Below are 21,358 nucleotides of genomic sequence, written 5' to 3'. Positions count from 1 at the left end.
GGGATGATGGTGCGATGACGACGATCGAGCTGCTTCCCATTCAAGACGTCACCGCATGCTGCTCGCCTGTCACGACGGGAGCGATGACGCAGGAGTCCGCCGAGGTCCTCGCGAAGTCGTTGAAGGCGATCGCTGACCCTGCGCGGCTCCGGCTGATCTCGATGGTTGCCGCGCACGAGGGTGCAGAAGCGTGCGTCTGCGACCTGCAGGAACCGCTCGGCCTGTCCCAGCCGACCGTCTCGCACCACCTCAAGGTGCTCGTCGACGCCGGCATCCTGCACCGCGAGAAGCGCGGCACCTGGGCCTACTTCTCCCTCGTCCCCGGCGCGCTCGAGTCTGTCGCGGCGCTGCTGACGTCGCCCACACGCTGAGACGAGGGAATTTCCCTCGCGGCAAAGCCTGCGCACGGTGAGGATGAAGACATGACCGAGGAGCAGGAACTGAACCCGATCGCGGACGCCCGTGCACAGATCCGTTGGATGATGGAGGAGCAACGCAAGCAGCCGAAGGTGTTCACCGAGGTGAAGGACAGGGACCTCGTCACCTTGATGGACCGGTTCGGGGGATCGCTTGAGTTCAACTCGATGCTCGTTGCTTCGCAGCTAATCGCGGAGGTCAGCCGACGACAACTGTGGGATGCCGTCATCGAGCGGCGCACAGCCATGCTTGCTCTGGGACATCCCGACGAGGACCGAGCGACACTCCGAGATCGTGCGCAGCTGGAGCTGGACCACTTCCGAAACGAGCACTTCCCAGTTGACCCTGACATCTTCGGTGATGACGAAGCAAGAGCCGAGGCGGCTTGGAACGGCTACATCCAATTCTGATCGAACGATTGAGCCCTGCGTCTGTGGGAGCGGTTCGGCAGGCTGAGTCAGCGATCAGTGCGACGTCGTAGGAGGTTCGACGGTAGTGCTCGAGATCCGCTATCAATGGCCATCGCATCAGGTTGACCACTCTGCGGTCCGCCGTCACTTCAACGCTCCCCGCCTGACCGCCGCCGGCGAGGAGAACGGGCCAGTCACATTGCAGTTTCAACCCGATGCGACTCAACCAGCCACTCTGCAGTGGGTCCTCGGAGACCGAACCACATGGACGATCGAGCCACCCGGCGAGACGCTGCCGGGGCCCGAGGAGGCATGGAACGACTGGCAGAAGCAGGCGGACATGGCATTGTGGATGTTCCGCAGTGACCTCGCGAGCGGAGCTAAACGTCACTCGGTTGTCGACGCCCTACTCATCTGTGAGGTCCTGTTCTACGCAGCGGACGGAAACACCGTCATGCGGTACCCCCATGGACCAATGCCGGAGGAGACCCCGCAACCTGACGGCTACGTCGCAAGTGAGATGGGAAAGGCGTGGGCTGACAACTGGGAGTTCGCTTTCGAGCTCTTAGACGGCGATGATGATGATTGCGTTGGCCTGATTTGGCAAGCAGATGAGCGCCGATGGCTGAAGGTTGGCACCTATGAACCGGTCGACAAAGACGAATATCCGGAGCTGATCCGCTTTGCCGAGCAGGATCTGCTGCGCATCCGCCGCGCTGAACAGATCGCGGATGAGTGGTACGCGGCGTATCTATTGGTCCTCATCAACCTGTTCCCTGACGGAGTCGGCGTCGAGCATCGACGACGGGCAGTTCGGCGCGACGACCTGAGCGCCGGAATCGCGTAGCACCGAGTAGGGATCCACCACTCCGCGCGAGCACCGACGGCGCGGAGTGGTTACGACGTTGCCCGGTTATCACTGGGAACTGAGGTGGACCGACGGAACTGCCAAATAACGTGTCCATGTCCGTATTTCAGGACACGTTGTGTGGCAGTTGGACAAGTTGGCTGGCGGACGACACGGCTCACGGCTCACGGCTCACGGCTCACGGCTCACGGCTCACGAGAACATCTGGTGAAACGCCATGGCGATCACGTAGGGGTTCAGGCGGTGCGGTTACTGAACGCTTCAGTACGGTTGTCGCAGCGCGCCTGCTGCCTTCGCTTGGACCGCGGCATTCAAGCCGAGCCGCGCCAGCAGGTAGGCCGTGAGCACTGCGTCTGTCGCCTGAGCGAGTTCATAGAGCCGCTGTCCGGATCCGTCCGCACGATGGGCGAGCCCATTCCTCGTCTGAGTGAGATCCGTAGCCCACTCGTCAACGTCGGTCAGGATGAGCGAGACCGCTTCCGGAGCAAGTGACGAGACGATGTCGTGGAGGCGGTCCCGGAACGTGATCGGTCGTGGGTCGTTCCGCAGTTTTCGGTCGAGCCACTCGCGCTCGTCCAGCGTCTGCATCGCGGCTCGCGCGCGTCTCTTGCGATCTGCGAACGTGTCCAAATCAATATCGCGTTCCTGCTTAAGCTCCCCGAGGGCGCGGTGCGTCGCTTCTGCCGCCACAGCGTGCAGGAGCGTACGTGACTCCGTGTATCCGCCGGGCGAGTAGTAACTCCCGAAGTAGGCCGAGGTTCCTTCCAGTGCCTTCGCCTGCAAGGGCATCCATGCGGCTGCAGCCTGTTCGAAGGCCAGCTCGTCACAGGTGAATCGCCACTCGCGGACCACATCAGCGTTCGGCTCAGCTTCATGGAGGTGACGAACGTGGACGGGATAATCCTCGCGCCGGCGACATCCTCCCCGTGAACCCTCGTCTGAAACCGGAATGACGGACATGCCGATCACTCCGCAGGCGGAGCCGGATGCGAGCGTGAGCAGATCCATCCACGCTTTCACTCGGGTGTCTAGTTCAGCGATAGTGCACGGTCCAGGAGCGTCGATGCGGAGTCGTGCCGACATCAGACCGGAGACCGATATATCGCCCCGCCGGACGTCGAAGTCAAAGCCGCCGACGCGGGTCACCGAGGTGTACGTCCACCCCTCCACCTCGACGGTCTTGTCGGGGACTTCGACGAGGTCGGCGCTCTTGGATCGAAGTTCCGCGGAGGATCGTACTCCGTCTGCGCCGGACCAGTACGCGAAGTTCTCGAGGTGTACCCAGCAGCCCTGCCAGAGCTGTTGGTGTTCTTCTTCCGGAAGGTGCACGCCGACGAAAGCCCGCGTGCCGGAGATGCGGTGGTAGTTCGGGCGGTCGCTCAAGCCGAAACGAGCTTCGGAGTGAAGCGTGACTGCGTCTTGGACCGTGATCCGCTGGTTGCCCGCGAGGCCGTAGATCAGCGGCATCGGTCGTTCGTTGGCGGAGACCGCGTATCCACCGCCAGGGAGTGGTGTCCGCACGGAGAGGTCGAACCCGCCAATGAGTTCGAGAGTGACATCTCCGCGGTTCGAAATCGTAAGTGTTCCTGGCTGTGAGTCCGGATCATCCGGGAGCCACCAGTGGCCGCGGAACGTCTTCATCTGCGCCCTCTCTTCAAGGCCACCCCGCCCATGAGGAGGCCGGCCACCATCGGCACGACAAGTTGGGTACCAACCGCGACAAGTTGCGTTTCAAAACGACAACTTGTCCTTCACTTCACATCAACCTGTGACTGTTCACTGAAACGGTCGCCCGGGACCTCTCTAGGTGCACGCCCGCTCACGAAACTGTCGCGCGGTCTGCTCACGAAAAGCGTCGCTTCTACGCTCTACCTCGGTTATGGTCGGCGAGAGCTCAGTCGGGTGTGACCAGAGAAGAGAACGGGGTTCGCGCAGGTGTCCGAGAACAGGTTCCAGGGTCTGATCCGTCGCGTCGCGGATCAGGTGCGAGCCGACTATGAGGAAGCTCGTCAGCACGCGCGCGAGCACGACGCTCAGCGGTCGGGCCATGAAGGAGAGGCCACCTGGGTACGGTTGCTGAGAGACTGGGGACCGTCCTGGCCCGTCGTTTCTCGGAAATACATCGTTGGGCCGGGCGGGGACTCAAACGAGGTTGACCTCCTCGTCTTGAAGCCCGACTACCCGAGCCACTTGATGGACGACCCGTCAGTCCTCGCAAGCGGCGTAGCGGCTGCCTTCTCTGTAAAGCTCACGCTACGACCCCAGCACCTGGGCGAGGCCTTGCTGCAAAAGCGTCGGCTGCTCGAGGTTGCCGGGGCGTCACCGGGGTCAGTACGCGAGGCACTGTGCGGTCCGTTCCCATTCGGACTTCTCGCGCACAGTAGCGAGCTTGCCCGGAACGCGACGGACTTCCGCGCTGCGATTCAAGAGTTCCACGAGAGGACCGCCTACAGCTCGACGGACCCGCTGGTCCGGGCGCCGCGGGAGGAACTGGACGCTTTACTCGTCGCCGATCGCGCGTTCTTCAGCGCACGACGCGTGTCATTGGCGCCGGGGAGCGTTCCTGGTACCGCAGCCAATTGGCAGCCAATGTCCTCTTTCAACAGTTATCACGGAGCAACGACAGATCTTCCCGGAGCGCCCTTGGCGCAGTTCGTCACGTGGCTGAGCCAGACACTGCTTCCGCCGGGAGCCTCATCCCTAGGAGCGTTGGAAGCCATGTTCGGCGCGGACGCATCGTCAGGCAAGGCGACACCGTGGCCACGTTCGATCTATCCGGACAGCATGCTGCAGCAGGGAAGCATGCTTCTCAACGATTACGGGAATCCTCTGCTGTTCTGAGTCCACGCAGACCCGCGCTCAGAAACCCCCAGTCTCGACTAGCGCTGCCGCGAACGACAGGCGGCGAGAGACCACCCTTTTGGTGCTAGCGAGTGTCGGTACCCGCTTGTACTGTTAGGTCCCCGAAGTAGGACCATCTCGAGATCCGGGATGCAGGGCAGCCGTCGATTGCGCAGCTGGGATGACAGTGCACTCGTTCTGCTCTCAAGAGTCGACTCATCAGGCTGCTTCGATTCGCGAGGGAAGCGGCGCAGTATGACGAAACAGGTGACGAAGGGGCCGAACGAGGGCCGGGAACGGGACACCGCGGTGCTTCGGACGGCTGTGCCGGAGAGCACACGCCTGCGGCTCTGGGCCAAAGCCGCAGGACGGTGCGTCCTCTGTGCAACCTACCTCTTGGATGCCACCGATTGGACCTGGCACGCGATCCCCAACGGGCAGATCGCACACATCGTCGGAGCAGGATCGGGTGAAGAATCTCCTCGAGGAGATTCTGCTCTCGTCGCCGACGAGCGCGCGTTCGAAAAGAACTTGATGCTCCTCTGCTATTCGTGCCACAAGAGAATCGACGACAAGGCCTACCGCGACCAGTACACGGTCGAATACTTAACCGCCAAGAAGCTGCTGCACGAGAACCGGGTGCGGCAGGTCACCGACTTCGCGACGCTTCGGCCGACTTCCGTTGTGACGGTGAGCGCTGACGTCCGCGGGACAAGAGCACCTATTTCGCTTCCGCAGGTTGCGGAGGCGCTACGTGCCGACGGATACACGGGTATGGGGGAAGACACGCGCAATGGGGCCTTCTCGGTTCATCTCCCAGGCAACGACGATGACGGATGGGCGTGGAACGCTCATCGGACGGAGATCGACCGGTTCGCGGCTCGCATCGCGGAGGCGGTAACCGCTGGCGACGTCGAGTCGCTCAGCGTCTTCGCCCTCGCTCCCATCCCGTCGCTCGTTTACCTGGGCTCCAAACTCGACGACAAGACGGAGACTCGGCTCTTCGCTCGGAAGCGCACCGATGAGGTGACCGCCTGGGTATGGAGTGATGACGACGGTGACGTCCCCGTATTCGACACCGTCTTGCGCACCGGTGACTCGGATGAGGCCACAGTTCTCGTCGAGCTGAGTGGATCGGTGAAAGAAGAGCGTCTCCCCGGCCGCCTGAGGGAGCTCCCCCGGGTCACCATCGCGCCGAAGGACGAGTCGCCGCGTCCGGACCTTCTGGGCAGTCGCGCGGCCATGGAGTCCTTCGCGCTCGCATGGAGGGATGCGCTCGCATGCATCGAGAGTGAACTTCCAAGCGTGCGCGTCCTGCACCTGGTCGCGGCCGTACCCGCGCCGGCGGCCATCACGATGGGACGGCATCGGATGCGCGGTGCTCAGCCGAACATCGTCGTCTACCAGCTCAGACACGACGCATACGAGACGGCTATGGAGGTCGGCGAATGACCGCGCGCATCAAGGAGTTCAACCTCTTCCTCCGCGACCACGTCAACCTCAACCAGACTCGTCTCGACCTCCTCCACACCCGGACGTCCTCTCTGGACACGGCGCTGGAGGAAAGCGCGCTGCTCGAGGACAAGCTCGACGGAAGCCTCATCCCACAGGGCTCGTTCGCTCACGGCACCATCATCAAGCCGCTCTCCGGCAACGATTTTGACGCTGACGTCCTTCTGCCGATGGTCGAGCAGGTGGACTGGCAACCGAAGAAGTACACCGTGGAGCTCAAGAAGGCGCTCGATGCGGTGCCGCGCTACGCCGACAAGACCGTTCTCAGTAAGCGATGCGTGACGATTCAGTTCGCGAACAGTTTCCACATCGACGTCGTACCGTTCGTGGAGCGCGCCGACGGCAGGACCTACATCACTCATCGCACGAAGAACGAGTTCCTGCTCCAGGACCCGACGGAGTTCACCCGCTGGCTCAAGGACCAGAGCAGCACGACCAACGGCCATCTCGTTCGCGTCATCCGCCTTACAAAGTGGCTTCGCGACCGCAGTTCCATCGACTGCCCCTCCGTCGTGCTCGGTGCGCTGCTGGCCGAGCGGGTGAAGAGCTACGCAGGAATCAATGACTACGGCAACATCGCGACGACTTTCACTGCGCTGCTCGAAGACCTCCGCGACTACCTCAACATGCACTCCACCCCGCCGTGGGTGGACGACCGGATCGGCCAGAACCTCGCGGATCGTCTCACACAGACAGGGTTCGACAATCTCAAGAGCCAGCTGAAGCGGTGGGCTCGGCTCGCTCGCGAAGCCCTCGATGCTGAAGCATCCGACAGCGTCACGAACTGGCAGAAGCTGTTCGGTGTCTCGTTCGGTGCGAGCACTACATCGTCTCTCGCTCTGTCAGCCTCGGCAGCCGCAGCCACCCTGCCCACTTACGAGCATCAGATGGTTCCCGGAGAGAAAACCCTGACCGAGCAGTACGGCTTCCCGGAGCGGCGGGATCCCGCCTCGACGTTCCGAATCGTCGGCAAGATGTCGCCGACGAAGAGGGGCCGGGGTCGTTTCCGTCCGCTGACGATGAATGGCAACCTTGTCCCCATCGGCCGGGCCCTTGACTTTCAGATTACGGACTGCACGGTGGACGGCCCCTACGACGTGTACTGGAAGGTGCGCAACGCCGGGCCTGAGGCTGCGAATAGGGAGGCCTTCCGTGGCGAGATCCTTAAGCGTGGCGAGCTCATCCGCGAGACCAGCGACTTCCCCGGCGCTCACTGGGTGCAGGCATGGATCGTGAAGGACGGAGTCGCTGTCGCCACCGCCACGCACGACGTCATCATCATGTCCCGCTGACTCGGTGCGGCGCTCGTCGGCCAACGCTGCGGCGGCGCGGCCTGTGAACGAGACCCTCGCCCAAACCCGAAAGTTGCGTGCATCACTCCGTCGGCGCGGGGTGTTCCTCCGAGCTTATCGATGCGCTCCCGCAAGGCGCTCACCCCGGATCGGCCAACTTCGACCCGGGTTCCGTACCGCCCGACGTGCCCGTCACCCTCGACGTTCAGGACGATCTCATAGTGCGACGCTGCGACGCCCAACGCATCGGCATGATTAAGCGTGATGGCAACAACTTGCTAGGCCACGCCGTATACAGCGTTACATCGGAGGGAAGTCGTCCTTCAATGACTCTCGAATCCGGTCGAAAGCGCGCTCAACCGCCTCCTTATCGTTCGGTGTGATAGCGCGCGAGGGCTTTGGGAAGTATTCGAGGCCCGATCGCTGCAAAGCAGCCCGAAACTCAGAGTCGGACAACCGCTTCCTCCAGTGGGGCTGCTCCTCGTTCTTGCCGTTCATGCGCGGACCCTACGCCGTGGTACCCAAGACCGCAATCACCAATCCCTTCTCTCGTTACCTCGAACGACGGGCGGCGGCCATGCGTCGATAGCGAGCTTGACGTGCGCAACGGTCCGCCGGAGCTGAGTCGAAAGTTCGGTCAACGTGCGACCCGCGTCGGCCAGCAGGGTGTGGAGCTGGCCCTTGTCGATGTCGTTGAGTTCGCGTCCTACGGCGAGACTCCTGGCAAGGTCCGAGCGTTCCGGTGACCAGACGAGCGGCTCGGTGGTGAGTCGTGTCGGAGAGTAGCCGTAGGTCATGAGTAAGTCACACTCTTGTTCGGCGAAGAAGGTTTGTGCGTAGGCGTCCATCGCCTTCTGCAGATCCTCGGTTAATCGTAGGAGGAACGCGGTCTCCTGCGCTGCGTCATCGCGTCGAGTCCGCTTGAACGGTTTGGGTAGGCCCCTCGGCGCGCCTCCAGTGAGGCGCAGGTGCATATATCGACGTGCGAGGACTGCCCGCCGCCCGGTCCCCGGGTCGCTGCCGTCCGCGTCGCAGATTAGTGACCAGGCGGCGTCGGGGAGGAAGCGTTGCCATGGAAGTACTCGTCGCCGGTCGTAGTCGATCGGGGAACCGCTCACCGTAAGCTGGGTTTCGAGTACGGCAAGAGCGCGAACAACCTTTTCGCGGAGGTCCCCAACACCGATCATCGTTGGTCGGAGTTCGGGTTTTGGCCCGCCGACGTTGAGAGCTGAAGCGAATGCGTCAGCGACAGTCTCGAGGTTCGCGCCGAGGTCCAAGTGCAGCGGAATGGCCCATGCGGGCCAGAGACGCGTCGGAAGGGTCATCGCGCGGAGTCGGTTCTGCGCGGGTGTCGTTTTCACCAGGATGGCGACCTCGAACGCGTGTACAGCGCTTCGAGTGCGGACTCGTGCCACCGGTGAGAGGTCCTTGTCGAGCGCCCGGACGATCCGGTCAGTCATCGGGGCACGCACCTTGCCCCATCGTCCGAGGAGCTCCTTGACACTTCCGGGCCCAAGGCCGGCAGAGCGAGGCGCAGGGGTCGGCGGCCGATTGAACGTGATTTCGCGGAGAGCTTTCGCGACCTGCGGTTCGGGGTCGTCTCGGAGTCGGACCGCAGCTGCAGCGAGCGCGCCGAAGGAGAGCGCGTCGGGCGGCGGCGATCCGCCTGCATGCGGCTCGGGTTCGATGAGCCCGACGAGTTCGCTGATCGCTACGCGGGCGAGGTCGGCAATGGCGGCGATGGAGGCCGCAGATCGCACCGACCCCATCAGGCTTACGAGTGCTCGAAGTTCAAGATCTGGGCTCGCGGCTCGTTCGATGACGCTGTTGACAAGGCGTTGAGCGCGGAGGATCGGCGAGTCAGCCGGGAGCTGTTCACTGTGGGTGTCGCCGTCAAGTCGGGTCTCACAGTAGAAGTCTTGAAACGACGTGCGGATCCGGCGGCTGCAGCGGTTTGGGTCACGCGGGCGAGTGCGCGAACCGTGTGGCTCAAGGAGTTCGAGACCGCACCCGGGGCACACGTCGGACAGGATCTTCCGGTGCCTGAGGCAGGCGAACGTCCAGTTGAACCGCCAGCTGATCAGGAACACGCCTGGCTGTTCGGCGAGGCAGTGCGGGCAGAATCGGGTGCCGCTGCGGCGAACCCATGGGAAGTCACTCCTCAGGCATTGCAGGTGGTTCGCCGTCTGCCTCAGCGTGAGCGCTCGACCGTGGTAGTGGCTGAGTGTCATCCCCTGAAGTCGGATGGGTGAAAGACCGGTGGAGCGTACAAGCGCGGTCATCTCGGCTGGCTGGATCCTGTTTCCGAGCGCGCGAAGCTCGTTGGCGTGTAGTTCGTCGATGCCGAGCGCCGCGTCAAGGTCCGCTAGCGGAGAGTCGAAATCGTTCCAGGCCCAACGATTAAGGGCCGTGGGAAGCCATTCATCCTGCTGAGGATGCAGGCGAATTGGGAGCGACCCTTCGGCCTTGTTGCTATCACTCATCATCACTCCTCGACAGGCATGCGGCTGCGGTCGCGCAACTTTGCCATGGTGGCCATGCGCTCTTCGCGTCCGTCCTGCGCCGTCATCTCGACTTCTACTTCGTCGAGGGTTCGGCGGGTGACGCGTTCGGATCCGTCATCGATCGCTGATGCCGCAGCTACGCGTATGAGTGTCGTGAGGCTGCGAAATCCTCCGATCGAGGCCCCCCAGGCGTACTCGGCGAGCTCTTCCGAGAGCCACCCGGGTTCATCCTGGTTGACGAGGCGCAGGTGATCCTCGACTGACTCGAGAACGTGTCGCCACTCCTCCTTGTCCGGTTTCGTCCGGTAAGGGAGACGCGTGATGTCGATGCGACGCCAGCGGCCTCGGCTCTGGTCGGCGACCATGCCGAGCTGTTCTTGTAGAACCCAGTCCAGCTCGTTTCCGCCGAGTATGACTCGCACTCCTTGGTTCCCGAGGTCACGGATTAGGTTGTGGACTTGGCGCCCCATCGCGCCGGCGAATCCGATGAATTGAATCTCGTCGAGCCCGATGATCTGTGTGCCGGCAATTGCTAAGAGCCGATTGAGCATGTAACCGGCGTTGGTTGGGTGCGGCCAGCCGTACTGCGCGCAGAGCTGCCGTTCGATGTCGACGCGGGTGGCGCTGGCGCGAAGCGATACGTACATGCATGGCCGGAAGACAAAGTCGGGGTTGTCCAGGGGCTGGCCGCGTCCCCGCAGCATGTTGTAGTAGCGAAGTTGTGCGTAGCGTTCCATCTCGCGCGCGATGTAGGCGCGCATGGTCGTTGATTTGCCGACGCCTGCTGGTCCATCCAGCACCATGACGCTCTCTTGGTGTTGAGAGCTCCCGCCGGGCACAACGAAGCTGTTATGGATACGGTGCTCTCGTCTGGACGCCGCGGCATTTCCCGAGGCTTGCAGCCGTCGTAGGGCTTCTCTGACCGGGGTGGTCTGCAGCAGGGGAAGCGCGGCATGCCAGTCGGCGCGATCCTGCGCGTAGAGCATGCGCTCCACAGGACTCATCAGCTGAAGCTCTGCGGCGGTCCGTAGCCCAGGGTCGATCTCGTCACCGCTCGTCGCCTGCTGCATGAACCATCGGTCCTCATCGGTGAGGAGCGAGAGCCACGGACGGTCCTCGTCCCGAAAATCCATCGTCATCTCCACAACGAGGAGCCAGGCCTATAGCTCTCCAGACCGCGGTGACGTTGGCCTGCGGGGATGGCGTTGTCTGTCTGCGCCGCTATTGCGGGAGCGGGCTCCGGCGGTAGCGGAGTTATCGGAGGCGGGTCGAGCTTGCGCATCCGATCCCGCTGCTGCTCAAGGAGGTCCTCCGCAGCGAGACGCTTGAGCTCTGCCTGATTAGGCGCCGAGGTGCGCGGCGGCTGCTTCGATCTGGCCGGCTGCTTGGGCTTCGCACGCGTCGCGGGCGACGACTTCCGCGCTTTCCGTCCGGGTTTGAGCGCGACGTGTCCGAGTTCCTCGCGCCGCCACTCTGCGCGCATGGAGGTCAGCCTGTCGAGGAACTCCTCGTCGGTGAAGTTGCGCTGCGTCAGAGAGGAGATGACCTTGCCGCGGATAGCTTCCCCGAAACGCTCAGTGTCGTGCCGACGTAGACGCCAGTGCAGTTCGTGTGGCTTGCCGTCTCCGTCGATGAGCCAGACGGAGCGGAGGTCGCTCGGGTTGTAGAAGATATTGACCTTGCGCCCTTCCGCGATTCTTGGGTCGCGGAGCATCTCGTGCAGCTTTGCCGGGTTGCCGTACTTGAGCCGGCGGAATTTCACCCCCCACGAGGTCACTGTCACAGGCTTGTGAGGCAACATGCGTACCCACTGCGCGTTCGCCTTTGGAGCCCGGATTGTTCCCTTCTGCGTCCAGTGATCCCACATCTCGAAGGGGGTGCGGTCGCGGTGCAGCTTGTCGTCGTTCGGTGGGAAGTACAGCCCTTCGACAGGTGTGTTGTTGTGGAGGTCCATGTACTGCCGAAGGCGGCGCTCGTACATGTCCACTGTGAGCAGGTCCTCGAGTTCCGGGTGGGCGCCCCGCTCTTGGATCCCGCCGCCGAGGAAGCCGGCGAGGCCTGCCTCGAACTGGTCTTTGATGGTGCGGAACGCCCGTTCCACTTGAGCCTTGTCGGTGGGGGTGTACGTCCGCTGCGGCTCGTAGCTGACCTTCATGTCTGCAAGTTGCTGCACGAAGTAGGCATTCGTGTAGATGCTGCCGTTGTCCGTGACGAGGTCTTCGGGCACGAACGCCGGAACGTGACCCCAAAGGGTCGGGATTCCCACGTAGGGCTGGGGTCGAAGGTGATCCCAGGGTTCCGTCCAGTCTCGGACCTCATCACCCGTCTTCGGGCGAAGCACATCCGCTAGACACAGGGCGACCCCTTGCCCCGAGGTGTTGATGGTCACTGACAGGCCACAGAAGGAGCGGCTGTAGAGATCTACGGCAAGGGTGTATTCGACCCGGATAGCCTTCTTGAAGGCTGGATGGTCGAGCATGACGTTCACGACGCTCGTGTCAAACAGGACCACCTCTCCCGGCCGAGTCGCGGCTCGCAGGACCTCGGACGGTTCAGGAACATTGCTGGCCGACCGGCGGGTGGCCGCGATGCCGTGCATCGTGTCCTTGTTGCGCATGCGGATGGCGGCGCAGATCCTCCGCATAGTTGCGAGGCTGGGGACCCCGCCCTGGCCCGGCGTCTTCACCTTGTGGTGCTCGCAGAGGCGACGAATGTACTCGAGGTCCGACACGATTGAGCGTCCCCTGTCCGCGGACATGAGGGTTTCCATCTCGTCCCAGATTGCTTCTGGCGCTCGTGAGCCTCGGGTCTTGATCGGCCGAGGGTCGACGACTGCGACGATGCCTCCCTCGCGGTATCGCTGGAACGCACGTTGCAGGGCTCGAAGCTCCGACTTCTTCTTCACTGCTCGACCTTTTGCCGCACCTGAAGGGCGGTACGTCTTAGCTCGGTCCTTCGCCAGGCTTCGCAGACGTTTGCCCCAGGTTCTGAGCGCTGGGTTGTATCGCTTGGGGATCGGCTGGTTCTTCGAAGCCTTGCGGGGCAGTCCGGTCTCCATGATGCTCAGCACGTCCAGGAAGTCATCCAACCGCTCCCGTTGGTGCGTTGTGAGCTTTTCCTCGAACTGCAGGACCTCGAGAAACGCTGGCGGTCCGTCGTCGGTCTGCAGCGCAGCGACAACGTCGGGCAGCGGTGCCGTATCGACTAGGTTGCCGAAGCCGTCGAGCAGGGTGACGCTTGCTCCGATCTGACCGATCGTGAGCGTCCGGTCGTCGAGGGTCACTTCCTTGCCGGGCCGGATGATGAGGTCGGTGTCGCTCATGCTGCCCACACCAGGCTCTCTTCGGTGAAGCGGACTGCGAGGTCCGCGTGGAGCTGGTGCTGCCAGAGCAGTCGTCGAATGACGCTCATAGCCTCGGGGTAGGGGACGCCTGTTTGGGCTGCCGCCATCGACGCGAGTTGTGTTGCGGTCACCGCGTGGGAGGAAGCGTCACGAAGCGGCTCGCGGAGCCGTGCCACTTCCTCGTCGTCTGGGAGCGCGGAGCGGAACTCGCTTAAGTTTTCGCGCGCTGCGCGGGGTATCCCGGTGAAGGTGAGGTGAAGCATGCCGGCGCGGCGCAGTTCGGCGGCGACGATGCGTGCTCGTCTGCGCCAGGGTTCCGTGAGCGCTTCCTCTGGGGTCTTGATGTCGACCACGATCGGCAATTGGTCGTCGGTGAGGAGCACGAAGTCGGGCGTGTGCAGGTGCAGGAGCGCCCCGCGCGGGAACTCGAGCGTGAAGGGTTGCGCCGCGATACGGCGCACCCGTTGGTCCCAGTCCGCAAGGAGGACGAAGAACCCCTCCCATTGCGACTCGCAGGTGATGAGGTCGTTGTTGGTCTCTACCCATCGTGCGATGGGCTTGTTCTTCTGCCCTTTGCGCCGAGAGAAGTCCCTGGTCGGGTGGGCAAGGATCAGGTCCTCGCGTCGTACGGCGTGTAGGTCCCGCCAGTGGGTGTGTTCGCCGTCGTTGCTGAACCACAGGCGCGGGTACGGGTAGCGCCGGTCCGAGTCGAACTTGAGGTGGCGAACGCCTTGCACCGGTCGGTGCATCCGGGCCCGGATACCGGGCGGGTTGATTTTCCGGTCGCGGGCGAGCAGTCGTGTGAGTTCATCGTCGAACTCGTGCGGCTGATCGGGCCACCACTGTTCGTCCCAGTGGATCCAGTCGTGATCCGGCGCCCGAAGCGTTGTTGAGCCGTTCATCGCTACCTCCTGCGGTGTTCGCAGTGAGCGGGGCCCGGCCCGGCGTCGGGCTCCTCATGGTGGGGGTGCGGCGGGACCCGCCGCGGAGATTCCTCGATTGTGCGCCCTGGGGACGCAGATGTACGGATACTACAGTATCCATTTAGTTGCGGGGTAGCGGCGGGCCGAGTGTGTTTGCCTTCTGTGCGCAGCGCTGGCCCTAGCCTTGAGCCATGGCAGGCCGGACGGAGCGGGCGACGCCGGCCGAACTGTCGCCCGGGGCGTGGCCCTTCGACCCCTCGCCGGACCCGCACGCCGAGGTTGCGCGTCAGTTCGTGGTTCGGCTTCGGGCGGCGATTGGCGAGCAGAGCGTGCGTGCGGTTGCGAAGGACGCCGGGATCGCGCATGGGGGTTTGAACAAGTTGCTAGCGGGCGGCTCGTGGCCCGACCTGCTCACCATCGCGCGCCTGGAACGTACGCTCGGCGCCGACTTGTGGCCTGGCCGCCCGCGGGGCTGACGCGATCAGCCGTCCTCGAGTTCGCTGCCAGTTGGCTCCGGGATCGTCTCGCCAGGTGCGAGAAGCACGGCATCTGGATTCGCGGCGGCGATCTGGCCGATCGCTGACTCATCACGTCCGCGCTCGGAGAATCGGGTCGTGCGTGCGAACGCTTGCCGCTGCTGAAAGACGAGGAGCGCGAATCGAACGAGCGGCGAGCTTCTTGCCCCGTCACTTTGGACGATGCGTTCGCCAGTGAGAAGATCGCCGATCACGACGACGTGCTCCCCGCGCCGCGAGAGGGAGACGTCACACCGCCACCCCAGGTCAACTACGTCGATCTGCACCTGTGCGGGAACGGTCAGTGACCGCATCCAGCGAAGGTCGAGTTCGCGCGCGCGACCAGCCGTCACCGTGACTCTCGTTATCGACTCGCCCATGATGGACACTGTAGTGTCCACTCGTCGGGGTTGGCTCACGTCGGAAGGTATCGCGGTGCGCATAGGCGACGAGTCCTTCACCGAGGACCAGCTCAAGACGCAGCTTGCCGTCGACATCGCCGTCCTGCAACAACTCGGCTCTGACCTCCACGGGTCAGTCGAGACCGACGATGCAAGGTATGCGCGCACAAACAGCGATCTGCTGCTACTGCTTCGCGAGGGACTCGATCGGTGGCTCGAGGGGGCCCAACAGGCCGAGTTGCAGTTCGCCGCCGTGTTTCACCAGCTATCGTCATCCCTCCAACGCGCCGAGCGGGTCCGCAACATCGAGACCGATGCCGATGACGTTCCGGCGGGAGTGTCCCGATCTGGAGCGCTCACAATTCGCTTACCGCGCCGATTGCCGGGACTCGTGCTCGCCGACACCGGCCCGGCACCGGCGCTCACGACCGAGTGGTTGCCCCGCGACGGCACCGTGCAACTACTTCAGGGCACACCTGTCGGGGCACTGCGCTACATGCGAGAGCAGGACGCGGCGACGCTGGACGTTACCGTGTGGTGGTCGATGCAGGCGGCATCGCTTCTGGCCCGGGCTGGCCGGGCTTCTCCGTTGCGGTCGGTAGCAGCGCCAGATCGGCGGCTCTTAGAGCGGGATGCGCGGATGCGGGTGACGACCATGTGGTCGGCGTTCGCAGATGTCGGCGTCCAAGTCGCATCGGGTACCGAGGCTTCCCGTGCGGTGATGAATCATGCCGACCTGCACGGTGTCGAGTTTCGATGATTGCCGCTGCGCAGCCAAGACCTGTAGATCCGTCGGCAAGTGAAGCGACGACGACCTGCTTGAATCATCGGGTGGGGAACGAACGGCATTCGCTCTGGGCGCGCTTTCGAGCGGCAAGGAAGCCGGTCCCACACGTGTACGGCAACCTGCGCGACTTCGCGTCTCGAATCGAACGCTATCGGACCGCGCCGGAGCTTGAACGTCTCGAAGCCGTCGCGGTGCTGACAACTCGTGTCAGCAGGGTTTCACATCCAGGTTTCGCAACCGTTCTGGGCGCCGGGGTCGCAGCGATCGCCGCGTACGTCGGCGTTCTGGGCACCTACGCGTTGTTCTTGCAGCAGTCCGCGGTCGCAGTAGGACGTGACGCGCAAGCGCGGGCCGATGCATTGACGGACGCGGGTCACACGGAGCAAGCGGTGGAAGCGCTCAAGGCGATCAAATCCGTCGGCGAAGTCCTCAACTCCGGCACGGACATCGTCTTCGCGTTGGGCGGCGTCGTTGCAGCCGCCGCTGTGGTCGGCTGGCTCGTCATCCACGAGAACGCACACAGCGGCGCGACCGCCCAAGCGTGGCTCACGGCGTTCGCACGCGTCGATGCCGAACTCACACCGAGCAACAACGACCCGACCTACGACCGCCACCGCAAGCCGTGGACGCACTGGCGGCCAAGGAGGAGCCGAGACGACTGAGAGCGCACCCGAGAGCCGCACCGCCGGCGAGCAGCATGCCCGACGGGGTGATCAGGCTGGCGCTTCGGGGAAGCGGCAGCGCCACTAACGGCTCTCGGCCCTCGCAAGCTTCCTCCGGATGTGGAAGGACGCGACGCAGCCAGTGAACGAGGGGTCCGGGTCGAGCATTCACCCGTGCGCGGCTCAGCCCCCCCCCGCATCGATGCGCACCGAGAGGCTGGGTCGGCAGCGCCGCCGGAGAACCGACTTCATCCTCGCGCCAGTCAAGCGTCTTCCTTCCAGGAAGTGGATACTGTAGTGTCCGTTTGGCGAGCGCTCGAGCGCTCCGTTGCGAGCTTGGGAGACGAGCCGATGGTGGACAAGGATGCCTTCGATAGGAATCGCGGCGCCGCTCCCGGTACCGCCCGACGACGGCCGACACGGAAAGGTCACGGCGACGATGTCCGGCTGGCCCAAATCCCCTTCTCTGCGCTGAAGGCCGAGGTCCCACCCGACTTGCGCGCCCTTCTTGTTGACCTCGATGAGGGCCACGCCCTCATTCCAGGGCTGAGGATGGGCATTGGCGCCCTCCCGGTTCAGCGATGGGACCCCGCCTACGCCGCGTCCGGTTGGACGCTGTACGGCGCGGACTTGACACTCGACCAGGGTCACCCGTTCGGGTCGATGTTCTATCGCAACGACGCGGACGACCGGGTGCTCCGCGTCGGCGTCAAGTGGCATCCGCCGGTCCAGCGGCTCGAGTTCCCTGCGCTGCACCCGTCGAGGCCTGAGCTGACCTCGGATTGCTCCGAGGAGGAGGTCGCTGCGGTCGTGTTGGATGCGCGGAGTCGAATAGGGACTCTTGTCGCAGTCAACGCGCAGATCGGGTCGTTCGTCGCGACCGAGGAGTCCGAGAACGCGATCCTCGACGCAGCCGGACTCGGCCTGGAACGGCTCTCCGAGGACGATCCGCGGTTGACCGGCCATGATTCGACCCGGCCGTCGGAGCCGGACGGTGGCGGCGCTGATGGGTGACCGGCAATGGGTGCAGGACATCCGTCATCACCAGAGGATCCTGTCGTTACCGTTCGGGCTCGGGTGGACGATCGACATCACCCAGACGCTGATCGCGCTCGCGGCTGCAGGGATGCCGGCGAAGGTGGAGGCGTTTGACCGGCTCCGGTTCGACGACGGCCGGTCCGGGTTCCTGTCCACCCCGAACCCGACCGCGACGATCAACGACGACGGCACCCCGGCCGAACGTGACGAGGACCTCATCGTCCTGCCCGGAGGGTCGGAAGGCGGTGTCCTGTCCTTGGCGCGCCGGTATCCGGACCTGGTGGTCGTGAACGGGAAACGGCAACGCGTCTGGGCGGACGGCAAGCAGGTCTACGGGTCGTCGATGGAACGCGACGCGACACCCGGATGGCGGAACGTGTTCGCCGTCGCGCGCACGGTCACGACGCGTGGCGGCAGCACCGCCGACATCGCGGCCCAGTCTGGGCTGTCGGTCGAGCAGGTTGCGGAGGCGCTTCGGACGCTGGGCGATCACGTCGTGTCGACCGAGCGCGGTTGGGACGCAGCCGATTTGGGCCAGCTCGTGGACTGGACGCTGGCCGCCTATTCGGGGCCGGGCGGGATCCGCACCTCCTGGCGACGCGACGACACCATCGACGACCAAGCAGACCAGCTCATCGGTCTCGGTGGACTGATGTCGGACCGGTGGGCGGCGCAGCAAGCCGGCGTCTTCGTCCCACCGAACCGACTCACGGCTTTCTTCGCCCAACACCCCGACATGGCTTCGCTCGGCTACGAGCCCGCCACTGCGAACAACGCAACGGTGACAGTCGTCATCCCGCAAGACACCACCATCCTCACCGCCGAGGGGTGCTGCACGGATGACTTCATTACCGCGCACGTGATCTATGCCGACAGCTACGACGACGCGAACACGGACGCGGTCAACGGGCTCCGGCAGTTGCTGCACTTCCGAGCTGACCTTGCTCACGACCTCCGCTGGCACCCCGACAGCGGCGACCAGGACGGGGTCGGGTGATGTTGCAGCTGCTGTCGCTGACGTTGGCGTACGACGACACCCGGTTCTTCGGGTCCGTCATGTTCACCGACACCGACTACCCCGATGAAGCACCGCCGACCGTCCTCATCGACCACACCGACGAACCGCCCTGGTTCCAGCTGACCAACGTCGACCCGAACGCGCAGGACCCGACAGCCCCGGCGATCGTCGAAGCGGACCGGATCATGCAGTTCATCCTCCGCTACACACCCGACCGCATCGGCCGAACAGCGGCCGACTTCCCGCAACCCTGACCGCCCCGCCCGTCTTGGAGGTACCTGCTGATGATGCGTCTGGTGTCCATGCACCTCTCGAACGACCGGATCCTCTGGGGCCACGTCCTGCTCGAGGATACCGAGCACCCGGACGCGCACCTGGTGCAGATCATGGTCCGTCCCATCGACAAGGAACCCGGGTACGAGCTCTACGACACGACCAACACGGTCCTGTCAGACCTGACCGTGCCGGCGGTACGAGAGGCGAACCGCATCGTGCAGACCCTCCTCATCCCCACCTCAGAAATCGCCAGACGGGAGAAAGCGGTCCGGGAGGTGATCCACTCCGGGTACCGCGAAGGGTTCCCCGACGACATGCCGTGGCAGTCGAGGTTGTGGATGTACGCCCGCGGGGAAGTCACCCCAGAGCAGCTCAGCGCCTACTCCGACGATGGCCGCCAGATTCTCCGCGACCCCGAACACAGTGCCGACGACCCGGCAGGCGTCCCGGAGGACTGGTGGCAGACCACGCAGGCCCGCATCCGCCGCCATCTCCTCGAGTCGACGCTCACCGAACCGGAAGCCGCCGCCGCGCTGCAGATCAGCATCGACGACGTCGGTGAACTGTTCGGGTCGAACCGACTCCTCAGCTTCGACCTCGCCGGCGAAGAACGCATCCCCGACTGGCAACTCGTGAAGCCGGCTCTGCCCGAGTTCGGCGACCCGTCCAGTCTGCTACCCGGGCTTGACGTCCTCCTCGCAGCCGCACCGCAGCCACTGCTCGACGCGGCAGCGATGACGGAGCTCATGACCACACCCCGCGCGTTCCTCACCGTCGACGACGAAGCTCTGACGCCGTTGACCTGGATTCGGCAGGGCCGGCCGCTCGCGACGATCGTCGCCCTGTTTCGCGGACGGCAGTGGCGAGCGTGACGCACCGTCCGGACCTGTTCCTCATCAACGTCACCTTCGACATGCACGGCGTCCACGGGCACATGTTCTTCCGCGACCCACCCGACACTGAACTCCGACGGGTCATCGTCCACGGCACCGGTAGCGCTGCCGAGTACCGGCTCGAACCCGCTCACGGTGACACCCGGGACGGGTGGGAACCGTTCCTCACCGAAGCCAGCTGGCTCATGGCCCTCGTCCGACCAAACACCCCGGAGGAACGCCGCTGATGGGACCCGCACTCGACTGGGTTACCGACGCCTACGGCGATACGCCGCAGATCACGATGCCGTACGGGCTCGGCGACATCACCGACCTCACCGACGCCCTCGCCGTCCTGAAACTCGCCGGGCTCACTGCGGTCGTGGAGTCGCACGACACGATCCGCCTCGCCGACGGCCGACGCGCACGCTTCCCGACGTCGACGAAGAGACCATCCGAGGACCGGGAAGTCGGTACCGAGCTGCTCTTGCTGGCGCCGCGGACGGTGACAACGACGCAGATCGCACTCGCCGAACAGACAACAACGGTCTGCCTCGTCGACGTCGACCGACGGCGCGTCTGGGTCGACGGGAAGCAGGTCCTCGGCAGTCACGACCGGTGGAAGGACGCCGCACCGATCTACGTCACCTTCGCCGTCGCACGGATGCTCGCCGTCAACGGATCCACCTTCGACGACCTCGTCCGCGCGGGACTCACGCCAGGGCAAGTCGACGACGCCCTCGCCCGGCTCGGCAAACGCGTCCACCGCACCGATGTCGGGTGGGAATCACGGAAGATCGGCGGCCTCGTCGACTTCGCGATCGCCTGCTACCCCGGACCCGGCGGTATCCGAACCCGATGGCGATCCGAACTGCCGCTGCCGGAGCAAGCGGAACGACTCATCAGTGCGGGGTGTCTCATTTCCGGCCGCAGCATCTCCGACCGACCCGGCTACCCGTCCATCACCAAACGTCCGACGCCGTACCGACTCGTCGCGTTCAGTCCGGTTGAAGTCGATATGGCCAGCCTCGGATTTGAGCCGGAGGTCCCCACCGTCACCATGTTCGTGATCCCGGCCGACGTCGGCAACATCGCCGACGAGGACGAGCAATGGGCGAGCACCGAACTCATCATCCCGGCCGACCCCACCATCTTCACCACCGCAACCGCCGCCGGCTACACAGACCGCACCGACGACATCATCACCGCCAACACGCTCCTCCGCGCCGACACCCGCAACGACGACGACACCGCCGCACTCGAAGAAGTCCGAGACCAGCTGCAGTTCCTCGCCGACACCGGATACGACCTCCGATGGAACCTGCCGAACTGAAGCCGGAAGTCACGGTGTCGCTCTGTGGCGGACCGAACTCCTCCACACCCACGCCTCAAGCTTCGCCTCGCCACGACCCGCTTCCACCCAGACCGCGTCACGGGTCATGCTCCGAGCAACCGCGTCGTCCCGGCGAATCAACCGATCCGGAAGCTGGAACCAGACATAAACGGGCAGTGGTTCTTCCAGCTCGCACACATCGGTGCCGCGTGCTTCTTCCTCTAACGAAAACGGCTGCGGCGGCACCCAACGACCCGAACGACGACGACCCATGGGTTGGATCGTAGGAAGGAGCACCGACGCTTGCGGCGCGGCCGGATGAGGCACCCGCAGTGAGACTGGTCTC

21 protein-coding genes are annotated in these 21,358 nt (G+C 64.3%); 15 read left to right on the top strand and 6 right to left on the bottom strand.

The window, feature by feature from the left end; genetic code table 11:
• Window positions 1-14: 14 nt before the first annotated feature.
• The 3 genes from ACIQUC_RS10040 to ACIQUC_RS10030 all read left to right on the top strand — a co-directional run bounded on the left by ACIQUC_RS10040 (window position 15) and on the right by ACIQUC_RS10030 (window position 1,674).
• Window positions 15-371, top strand: coding sequence for an ArsR/SmtB family transcription factor (locus ACIQUC_RS10040; RefSeq protein ID WP_402266250.1), 357 nt, complete (start codon window positions 15-17; stop codon window positions 369-371).
• A 51-nt stretch (window positions 372-422) separates the two neighbouring features.
• Complete coding sequence (locus ACIQUC_RS10035) at window positions 423-827, top strand: hypothetical protein (protein WP_402266248.1); 405 nt, start codon at window positions 423-425, stop codon at window positions 825-827.
• 85 nt (window positions 828-912) lie between these two features.
• Complete coding sequence (locus ACIQUC_RS10030) at window positions 913-1,674, top strand: hypothetical protein (RefSeq protein WP_402266245.1); 762 nt, start codon at window positions 913-915, stop codon at window positions 1,672-1,674.
• 282 nt (window positions 1,675-1,956) lie between these two features.
• On the opposite strand, the gene ACIQUC_RS10025 is transcribed toward ACIQUC_RS10030, so the two are convergent.
• On the bottom strand, window positions 1,957-3,336 hold the full coding sequence (locus ACIQUC_RS10025) for a HEPN domain-containing protein (RefSeq protein ID WP_402266243.1): 1,380 nt from the start codon (window positions 3,334-3,336) through the stop codon (window positions 1,957-1,959).
• 294 nt (window positions 3,337-3,630) lie between these two features.
• Between ACIQUC_RS10025 and ACIQUC_RS10020 the strand changes: the two genes are divergently transcribed.
• From ACIQUC_RS10020 to ACIQUC_RS10010, 3 genes are all read left to right on the top strand, one after another.
• On the top strand, window positions 3,631-4,536 hold the full coding sequence (locus ACIQUC_RS10020) for a DUF6602 domain-containing protein (protein ID WP_402266240.1): 906 nt from the start codon (window positions 3,631-3,633) through the stop codon (window positions 4,534-4,536).
• Between the two features lie 255 nt (window positions 4,537-4,791).
• A complete protein-coding gene (locus tag ACIQUC_RS10015; protein WP_402266237.1) occupies window positions 4,792-5,988 on the top strand; it encodes an SAVED domain-containing protein in 1,197 nt (398 codons plus the stop codon).
• Window positions 5,985-7,340, top strand: a complete 1,356-nt coding sequence (locus ACIQUC_RS10010) for a cyclic GMP-AMP synthase DncV-like nucleotidyltransferase (protein ID WP_402266235.1) — start codon at window positions 5,985-5,987, stop codon at window positions 7,338-7,340. Before ACIQUC_RS10015 ends, ACIQUC_RS10010 begins: the two co-directional genes overlap by 4 nt.
• Window positions 7,341-7,873: 533 nt before the next feature.
• On the opposite strand, the gene ACIQUC_RS10005 is transcribed toward ACIQUC_RS10010, so the two are convergent.
• Genes ACIQUC_RS10005 through ACIQUC_RS09990 form a run of 4 tightly spaced genes read right to left on the bottom strand, consistent with a single transcriptional unit; the run spans window position 7,874 to window position 14,089 of the window.
• A complete protein-coding gene (locus ACIQUC_RS10005; protein WP_402266232.1) occupies window positions 7,874-9,823 on the bottom strand; it encodes a TniQ family protein in 1,950 nt (649 codons plus the stop codon).
• 2 nt (window positions 9,824-9,825) lie between these two features.
• Entirely contained in the window at window positions 9,826-10,983 is a 1,158-nt protein-coding gene (locus ACIQUC_RS10000; RefSeq protein ID WP_402267253.1) for an ATP-binding protein, read from the bottom strand.
• Window positions 10,980-13,166: a Mu transposase C-terminal domain-containing protein gene (locus tag ACIQUC_RS09995; RefSeq protein WP_402266229.1), complete on the bottom strand. Its 2,187-nt coding sequence runs from the start codon at window positions 13,164-13,166 to the stop codon at window positions 10,980-10,982. The genes ACIQUC_RS10000 and ACIQUC_RS09995 overlap by 4 nt, the downstream gene beginning before the upstream one ends.
• Window positions 13,163-14,089, bottom strand: coding sequence for a hypothetical protein (locus ACIQUC_RS09990; RefSeq protein WP_402266226.1), 927 nt, complete (start codon window positions 14,087-14,089; stop codon window positions 13,163-13,165). The genes ACIQUC_RS09995 and ACIQUC_RS09990 overlap by 4 nt, the downstream gene beginning before the upstream one ends.
• 212 nt (window positions 14,090-14,301) lie before the next feature.
• Between ACIQUC_RS09990 and ACIQUC_RS09985 the strand changes: the two genes are divergently transcribed.
• Window positions 14,302-14,586, top strand: coding sequence for a helix-turn-helix domain-containing protein (locus tag ACIQUC_RS09985; protein ID WP_402266224.1), 285 nt, complete (start codon window positions 14,302-14,304; stop codon window positions 14,584-14,586).
• Between the two features lie 5 nt (window positions 14,587-14,591).
• On the opposite strand, the gene ACIQUC_RS09980 is transcribed toward ACIQUC_RS09985, so the two are convergent.
• The gene (locus ACIQUC_RS09980) at window positions 14,592-15,005 is read right to left on the bottom strand and encodes a hypothetical protein (protein ID WP_402266221.1); all 414 of its coding nucleotides are present in this window, start codon (window positions 15,003-15,005) and stop codon (window positions 14,592-14,594) included.
• On the opposite strand from ACIQUC_RS09980, the gene ACIQUC_RS09975 reads away from it, so the two are divergent.
• The 8 genes from ACIQUC_RS09975 to ACIQUC_RS09940 all read left to right on the top strand — a co-directional run bounded on the left by ACIQUC_RS09975 (window position 15,004) and on the right by ACIQUC_RS09940 (window position 21,012).
• On the top strand, window positions 15,004-15,786 hold the full coding sequence (locus ACIQUC_RS09975) for a hypothetical protein (protein ID WP_402266218.1): 783 nt from the start codon (window positions 15,004-15,006) through the stop codon (window positions 15,784-15,786). The genes ACIQUC_RS09980 and ACIQUC_RS09975 overlap by 2 nt on opposite strands.
• A gap of 134 nt (window positions 15,787-15,920) precedes the next feature.
• Entirely contained in the window at window positions 15,921-16,475 is a 555-nt protein-coding gene (locus ACIQUC_RS09970) for a hypothetical protein (RefSeq protein WP_402266215.1), read from the top strand.
• A 351-nt stretch (window positions 16,476-16,826) separates the two neighbouring features.
• Window positions 16,827-17,489 carry a hypothetical protein gene (locus tag ACIQUC_RS09965; RefSeq protein WP_402266212.1) on the top strand — a complete coding sequence of 221 codons (663 nt, stop codon included), beginning with the start codon at window positions 16,827-16,829 and terminating at the stop codon, window positions 17,487-17,489.
• Window positions 17,470-18,510 (top strand): hypothetical protein, encoded by a 1,041-nt coding sequence (locus ACIQUC_RS09960; protein ID WP_402266209.1) that lies wholly within the window; start codon window positions 17,470-17,472, stop codon window positions 18,508-18,510. Before ACIQUC_RS09965 ends, ACIQUC_RS09960 begins: the two co-directional genes overlap by 20 nt.
• Entirely contained in the window at window positions 18,507-18,785 is a 279-nt protein-coding gene (locus tag ACIQUC_RS09955; RefSeq protein ID WP_402266206.1) for a hypothetical protein, read from the top strand. Before ACIQUC_RS09960 ends, ACIQUC_RS09955 begins: the two co-directional genes overlap by 4 nt.
• Window positions 18,786-18,815: 30 nt before the next feature.
• Window positions 18,816-19,679, top strand: coding sequence for a hypothetical protein (locus ACIQUC_RS09950; protein WP_402266204.1), 864 nt, complete (start codon window positions 18,816-18,818; stop codon window positions 19,677-19,679).
• Window positions 19,676-19,927 carry a hypothetical protein gene (locus ACIQUC_RS09945; protein ID WP_402266201.1) on the top strand — a complete coding sequence of 84 codons (252 nt, stop codon included), beginning with the start codon at window positions 19,676-19,678 and terminating at the stop codon, window positions 19,925-19,927. The genes ACIQUC_RS09950 and ACIQUC_RS09945 overlap by 4 nt, the downstream gene beginning before the upstream one ends.
• Window positions 19,927-21,012 carry a hypothetical protein gene (locus ACIQUC_RS09940; protein WP_402266198.1) on the top strand — a complete coding sequence of 362 codons (1,086 nt, stop codon included), beginning with the start codon at window positions 19,927-19,929 and terminating at the stop codon, window positions 21,010-21,012. Before ACIQUC_RS09945 ends, ACIQUC_RS09940 begins: the two co-directional genes overlap by 1 nt.
• The last annotated feature ends 346 nt before the right edge of the window (window positions 21,013-21,358 follow it).

This window comes from Curtobacterium sp. NPDC098951 (assembly GCF_044759965.1).
Lineage (GTDB): Bacteria > Actinomycetota > Actinomycetes > Actinomycetales > Microbacteriaceae > Curtobacterium.
The sequence above is the reverse complement of the archived record's forward strand: the minus strand, read 5'-3'. Positions and strand labels throughout refer to the sequence as shown.

Excerpts from the sequence above, each read along its gene's own strand:
- ACIQUC_RS10000 (WP_402267253.1), bottom strand. The coding sequence starts at position 10,983 with ATGACGATGGATTTTCGGGACGAGGACCGTCCGTGGCTCTCGCTCCTC.
- ACIQUC_RS10015 (WP_402266237.1), top strand. The coding sequence starts at position 4,792 with ATGACGAAACAGGTGACGAAGGGGCCGAACGAGGGCCGGGAACGGGAC.
- ACIQUC_RS09950 (WP_402266204.1), top strand. The coding sequence starts at position 18,816 with ATGATGCGTCTGGTGTCCATGCACCTCTCGAACGACCGGATCCTCTGG.
- ACIQUC_RS10005 (WP_402266232.1), bottom strand. The coding sequence starts at position 9,823 with ATGAGTGATAGCAACAAGGCCGAAGGGTCGCTCCCAATTCGCCTGCAT.
- ACIQUC_RS09995 (WP_402266229.1), bottom strand. The coding sequence starts at position 13,166 with ATGAGCGACACCGACCTCATCATCCGGCCCGGCAAGGAAGTGACCCTC.
- ACIQUC_RS10040 (WP_402266250.1), top strand. The coding sequence starts at position 15 with ATGACGACGATCGAGCTGCTTCCCATTCAAGACGTCACCGCATGCTGC.
- ACIQUC_RS09985 (WP_402266224.1), top strand. The coding sequence starts at position 14,302 with ATGGCAGGCCGGACGGAGCGGGCGACGCCGGCCGAACTGTCGCCCGGG.
- ACIQUC_RS10025 (WP_402266243.1), bottom strand. The coding sequence starts at position 3,336 with ATGAAGACGTTCCGCGGCCACTGGTGGCTCCCGGATGATCCGGACTCA.
- ACIQUC_RS09940 (WP_402266198.1), top strand. The coding sequence starts at position 19,927 with ATGGGACCCGCACTCGACTGGGTTACCGACGCCTACGGCGATACGCCG.
- ACIQUC_RS09980 (WP_402266221.1), bottom strand. The coding sequence starts at position 15,005 with ATGGGCGAGTCGATAACGAGAGTCACGGTGACGGCTGGTCGCGCGCGC.
- ACIQUC_RS09990 (WP_402266226.1), bottom strand. The coding sequence starts at position 14,089 with ATGAACGGCTCAACAACGCTTCGGGCGCCGGATCACGACTGGATCCAC.
- ACIQUC_RS09975 (WP_402266218.1), top strand. The coding sequence starts at position 15,004 with ATGATGGACACTGTAGTGTCCACTCGTCGGGGTTGGCTCACGTCGGAA.
- ACIQUC_RS10035 (WP_402266248.1), top strand. The coding sequence starts at position 423 with ATGACCGAGGAGCAGGAACTGAACCCGATCGCGGACGCCCGTGCACAG.
- ACIQUC_RS09965 (WP_402266212.1), top strand. The coding sequence starts at position 16,827 with ATGGTGGACAAGGATGCCTTCGATAGGAATCGCGGCGCCGCTCCCGGT.
- ACIQUC_RS10010 (WP_402266235.1), top strand. The coding sequence starts at position 5,985 with ATGACCGCGCGCATCAAGGAGTTCAACCTCTTCCTCCGCGACCACGTC.